The organism is Acinetobacter sp. YH16051 (genome assembly GCF_013417135.1).
Classification (GTDB): Bacteria; Pseudomonadota; Gammaproteobacteria; order Pseudomonadales; family Moraxellaceae; genus Acinetobacter; species Acinetobacter towneri.
This window is the reverse complement of sequence record NZ_VPEN01000039.1, coordinates 1-5,522: the sequence shown is the minus strand read 5'-3', so window position 1 is coordinate 5,522 and position 5,522 is coordinate 1. Positions and strand designations below refer to the sequence as shown.

Sequence of the window (5,522 nt, the reverse complement as noted above, 5' to 3'; positions counted from 1 at the left end):
AATGGCAGTGTGTGGAGTGTGGTACGCTCCATGATCGGGATGTAAATTCCGCACTGAATATTCTTGCGCTCGGGCATGAGCGTCTAGCAGTAGGAATCTCCGTCCTTTAGGTCGGGGAGGATGTCAAATTGAAAGATTCGTCAATTGAGTCATATCAGCCAAAGATCAAAATTCGCTAATCTTAGCTTGATGAAAAGTACAGTGCTACAAAATGAAGGTTTGAATCAATTTTGACCAGAAAAACAAAAAATGGAAGGAACTATAAAATGAAACAATGGACGCAAGCTTTATTATTCGGTGCAGGCTTGTCTTTAGCCGCCAGTGCAGTGCAGGCTAAGCAAGTGGTCTGTGTATTCGACTTGGTCGGTAAAAACGGTGATGTCTATAACTTAATGCAAGACTATCAATTGGCGGCCAAAAACTGGGGCGCAGAAATTGAGTTACGCGTAGGTCAAAACGAAGGCGTGATTGCAGAAGATTTTAAAGCAGGAAAATGTGATGGTATTAGTGTGACGGGCATGCGTGGTCGTCAATTTAACCATTTTACAGGCTCATTAGATGCAATTGGTGCGATTCCAGATTTAAAACTGGCAGTTAAAGTCATGCAAGGTTTGGCGAGTCCTGCTTTTGCCAAATATATGCGCAATGGTCAGTATGAAGTCGCAGGTGTCATTCCTGTGGGTGATGCCTTTTTGATGGTGAATGACCGCAGTATTAATAGTGTCGCCAAAGCCGCGGGGAAAAAAATTGCTGTTTTAGATTATGACCAAGCGCAAAAAATTATGGTACAGCAAATTGGTGCGCAAGCAGTAAGTGCCGATGTCACCAATTTTGGCAGTAAATTTAACAATGGTCAGGTCGATATTATTGGTGCGCCTGCTGCAGTATTCCGTCCTTTGGAACTACATAAAGGCTTAGGCACTAAAGGCGCGATTGTGAATTATCCAATTTTACAGGTCACGGGCAATATTATTATCCGCCCAGATAAATTCCCTGCAGGTTTTGGGCAAAAATCACGTGAATGGGTGAAAGGGCAGTTACCACGTGCCTTTGGTATTTTAGGCAAAATGAAAGCCGATATTCCTGCAAAATATTGGATGCAAGTGCCTGCAGCAGATCAACCGGGTTATCAAAAAATGATGCGTGAATCGCGGATTGATTTAACTAAACGTGGTGTTTATGACAAACGCATGATGAAATTATTGTGGCAATTCCGCTGTAAAGAAGCGCCAACCAATTTTGAATGTGGCTTGCAGGACGAAAATTACAAATAATTGGAGAATCTTGAGGTAATTACTCAGAATTCACTTTAATTCTGCATCACCGTCCCAATATTGAGTATGCTATACTTGATAAGTGGTCTTTTTGCAGAAAAGACATCTGAATTGTACCTGAGGAAAATCCATCATGAATGCCCAAGCACTTGAGCTCACCGACAACGCTGCTAAAAAAGTTCGCCAATTGCGTGACAGTGAAGGTAATCAAGACTTAATGCTACGTGTATATGTGACAGGTGGCGGTTGTTCAGGATTTTCTTATGGCTTTAACTTTGCGGAAAGCCAAAATGAAGATGATGCAGAATTTGTGAATGGCGATGTAAAAATGCTGGTCGATTCACTCAGCTATCAATATTTAGTTGGCTCGGTAGTGGACTATATTGAAGGCTTGGAAGGTTCGCGTTTTGTGGTACAAAACCCGAATGCAACCACGACTTGTGGTTGTGGTTCTTCATTCTCAATCTAAGTATGATTTAAATATTTTTGAGTATCAGCATCTGAAAAAGTAGATTGATGCACTCAAAATGATCAAAGCCTTTCCTATATAGAAGAGGAAAGGCTTTTTTGTTGCTACTGATCTGGTTTAAAAGTGCATCCTTAAACCAAAGTCATGGTACCTAAAATGCGATCACCTTTAGCCCCTGTGACCGCAGGTAAATTGCCACTTAATTGCTGACAAAAACGCATTGCCAACCAAGCAAAGGCGGTGGCTTCGACCCATGTTGGGTTTAGCCCTAAATCGGCTGTACTTTGTACAGTCCATTGATGTTTGCGCAAACGCCAGCGCAATTGCTCTAGCAAATAAGAATTATAGGCACCACCGCCACAGACATAGACTTCACCTGTATCCATGCCTGAACGATAAATGGCTTTTTTAATCGCGCGGGTGGTGAGCTTTAATAAAGTCGCCTGAATATTTTCAGGATTATCTTCCAGCTCGTCATATTCCACATCATTACGCCAATCGGCAACCTGTTCATCTAACCATTCCAAGTTAAAGTCTTCGCGCCCTGTACTTTTGGGTGGTTCTTTAGAGAAAAAAGCGTGGGCTTGTAAACGATCTAACAAGCTGCGAATCGGATGTCCATACGCAGCCCAATTGCCATTTTCATCATAAGGTTGTCCTGTGTAACGCTCACACCAAGCATCCATTAAAATATTGGCAGGCCCTGTATCAAAACCCGATACTGCTTCGGGCTGTCCTGCAGGCAACAAACTGACATTGGCAATGCCGCCTAAATTTAAAATTACCCGATGAATACTCGGATGTTGGAATAAGTTTTGATGGAAAGCGGGCACTAACGGTGCGCCTTGTCCGCCTGCAGCCATGTCACGACGACGAAAATCTGAAATTACAGGAATTTGGGTGATTTCGGTGATGATGTTCGGATCACCAATTTGTAAAGTAAAAGCATGTTCAGGACGATGACGAATGGTCTGGCCATGCGAACCAATCGCTTTAATTTGAGATTTATCCAGTTTATTTTTTTTAATCAGGCTGTTAATACCATGTCCAATCATGGTGGCTAAAGCCACATCTGCTTTGCCCATGCGGTCAATTTCATTGTCACCTGGCAAAGTCAGTGCCATGAGTTCGTCACGTAAATCGGGATCAAACGGCAAAGTCAGGGTCGCGTGGAGTTGCAGTGGATCAAAAGAAGCAGCAACAAGATCGACACCATCCATACTTGTGCCCGTCATTACCCCAATATAGATCGCTGTCATGGTTATTCTATAGCCTGCAATATGCTGAAAAAGTGTTAGTATATCGCACAAATTGAATAACTGATGTGTTTGGATTTCGTGATGTCAAATTTCCTGCCGGCTGAAGAACAACTTGCCCTCATTCAACGAGGCACGCATGAAATTATTTCTGAAGAAGATCTTCTAAAGAAATTAAAAGAGAATCGTCCTTTAAAAATTAAGGCGGGGTTTGACCCGACTGCACCTGATTTACACTTGGGGCATACGGTATTAATCAATAAATTAAAAGTATTCCAAGACTTAGGTCACGAAGTATTTTTCTTGATTGGCGATTACACTGCCATGATTGGTGACCCAACAGGTAAAAGTGCTACACGTCCGCCGTTGTCACGTGAAAAAGTCTTGGAAAATGCCAAAACGTATCAGGAACAAGTTTTTAAAATTCTTGATCCAAATAAAACCAAAGTGGTGTTTAACTCTGAATGGTTTGCAACAAAAACTGCAGCAGATTTAATTCAGTTGGCATCGCAGCAAACCGTAGCGCGTATGTTGGAACGTGATGACTTCACCAAGCGTTATAACAACCAGCAACCGATTGCGATTCACGAATTTTTGTATCCGTTGGTACAAGGTTATGACTCAGTGGCATTACACGCCGATGTAGAGTTGGGTGGTACAGACCAGACCTTTAACTTGTTGATGGGACGTACTTTGCAAGGTCGTTATGATCAGGAAGCACAAGTTTGTATTACTGTGCCAATTCTTGAAGGCTTAGATGGCGTGAATAAAATGTCTAAATCTTTAGGCAACTATATTGGCGTATTTGATGCACCGGGTGCGATGTATCAAAAAGTCTTGTCGATGCCTGATAGTCTGATTGAGCGCTATTTTGAGTTACTCAGCTTCAAGTCGATGGATGAAATTGAAATTTTGCTTAAAGAAATGGCAGAAGGTCGTAATCCGCAAGAAATCAAAAAGATTTTGGCACTCGAATTGGTTGAGCGTTTCCACGGCAGCGAAGCTGCAGCCAATGCGCATAAAGGTGCAGGTAATATCATTACCGAAGGTGAATTACCTGAAGGTACGCCAGAAGTGACGATTTCACGTGCTGAATTTGGTGGTGAATTATTTATTGCTTCTATTGTACGTGCTGCAGGTTTAACCAAAAATGCCGCACAAGCCAAAGATGCTGTTGCACGTGGCGCAGTAAAAGTAGATTGGAATGTGGTTGATGCAGGTTTCTCGGTCAAAGAAAACGCAACACACATTATTCAGGCGGGCAAAAAAGCCATTGCCAAAGTCACATTTACGGACTAGGTCCATTCTAAGTGATTGAAATAAAAGCAGGCTTCGGTCTGCTTTTATTTTCTGTTTGGTATATTAATTATATGAATAAGTAAATTCAAAAAAAACCTTATAAAAACAACACTTAAATTTTGCCAAGTAGCTTGCATTTTTGCTCAGTTATGTATAAGATTTACCCATCTAGACACAGTGTACAAAACAGATCTAGAGGGTACTTATAACTATAGCTCCACAATTTACAAGTCCCTTCCCCAAGGGACTCTTTTTTTCGTATAACTATAATAATGATATATGGATCGCATATAGATTCAACTCCGAGGGAGAGATTTTGGGAGAGATCTCTTTCTTTTTTTTGCCTCTAGTTTTGTTGTGGTTTATATCTAAAGGTAAAATGTAAGATTACTTCTCTTTGTTTTATAAAAATTTTCTTAAAACTTTAAGACCTAAATTCAAAATTCAAAGCTAAAGCTACTTTTATACGGCAAAACCTCTTGTAGGTAGTGTATGTGGATGGCGCGATCTAAACTTGTTGAATAGAGGAGTAGACTCATTCGACTTGAAATCAATAATGTAAATGCTGAACACCAACTTTTAATCAACGGACAAGACCTCCACACTGATATGAAATCAATGATAGGTACGCCGTATGTAGGAATATGATTCTGGATAATGCAAAAGCATTTTTAACTGAGATGTAAAATTTTTTTAGATATCATAAGACAAAAAGAATTGTATACATTGGCAATCGTTGATTACAGCCTGCAAAACTTGACCGATTTGAGCCCATAAAAGTATGGATAAAAAAGCCCTCTTTACTTTGTAGATGTGAGTTTTTATTTAAATTTGATGAAAAAATAGCTAAAAAATTAAAAAACCAAGTATTTTTGTAGAAAAAAAATACATACGTGAAAAATATCCTAATTTGGGGCTTGCAAAGATTTTGAAATCCCCTAGAATGCACACATCCCGACGCGAAACAGCCTACGAACTTAGCTTACAGGGTTGAGTTGTTAGAAGTGTTTTGCGTTAAAATTTCTGCTGACGAGGCAGAAATTGAGATCATTAAGAGATTATGAAGAACAACTTGTGTGGATTTTTACTGATTGATTGATCGAACATATTTCATTGATTGATTGGTTTAAATTACTCGAAGTTTATTTGAGCGAAATTTAAGTCAGAAAATTGATGAGCCAGATTTGGAAGTTTAGATTAAAACTTCAAAATGATTTTAACTGA

At 40.0% G+C, this 5,522-nt stretch carries 5 protein-coding genes; 4 read left to right on the top strand and 1 reads right to left on the bottom strand.

Going from position 1 to position 5,522, the window contains the following annotated elements:
* From FTV41_RS13450 to erpA, 3 genes are all read left to right on the top strand, one after another.
* The coding region (locus tag FTV41_RS13450) for a transposase (RefSeq protein WP_179990606.1) at nt 1-110 on the top strand (110 nt) is incomplete at its 5' end.
* 156 nt (nt 111-266) lie between these two features.
* Nucleotides 267-1,274 (top strand): putative solute-binding protein, encoded by a 1,008-nt coding sequence (locus FTV41_RS13445; RefSeq protein ID WP_131261901.1) that lies wholly within the window; start codon nt 267-269, stop codon nt 1,272-1,274.
* A 133-nt stretch (nt 1,275-1,407) separates the two neighbouring features.
* On the top strand, nt 1,408-1,743 hold the full coding sequence (gene erpA, locus FTV41_RS13440; protein WP_004969742.1) for an iron-sulfur cluster insertion protein ErpA: 336 nt from the start codon (nt 1,408-1,410) through the stop codon (nt 1,741-1,743).
* Between the two features lie 131 nt (nt 1,744-1,874).
* Here erpA and FTV41_RS13435 read toward each other — a convergent pair whose 3' ends face one another.
* On the bottom strand, nt 1,875-3,002 hold the full coding sequence (locus FTV41_RS13435) for an anhydro-N-acetylmuramic acid kinase (protein ID WP_179996685.1): 1,128 nt from the start codon (nt 3,000-3,002) through the stop codon (nt 1,875-1,877).
* A gap of 63 nt (nt 3,003-3,065) precedes the next feature.
* Between FTV41_RS13435 and tyrS the strand changes: the two genes are divergently transcribed.
* Entirely contained in the window at nt 3,066-4,298 is a 1,233-nt protein-coding gene (gene tyrS, locus FTV41_RS13430) for a tyrosine--tRNA ligase (protein WP_179996684.1), read from the top strand.
* Nucleotides 4,299-5,522: the final 1,224 nt, after the last annotated feature.

What these genes read in the sequence shown, in the direction of transcription:
- FTV41_RS13445 (WP_131261901.1), top strand. Translation starts at nt 267, where the DNA reads ATGAAACAATGGACGCAAGCTTTATTATTCGGTGCAGGCTTGTCTTTA.
- erpA (WP_004969742.1), top strand. Translation starts at nt 1,408, where the DNA reads ATGAATGCCCAAGCACTTGAGCTCACCGACAACGCTGCTAAAAAAGTT.
- FTV41_RS13435 (WP_179996685.1), bottom strand. Translation starts at nt 3,002, where the DNA reads ATGACAGCGATCTATATTGGGGTAATGACGGGCACAAGTATGGATGGT.
- tyrS (WP_179996684.1), top strand. Translation starts at nt 3,066, where the DNA reads ATGTGTTTGGATTTCGTGATGTCAAATTTCCTGCCGGCTGAAGAACAA.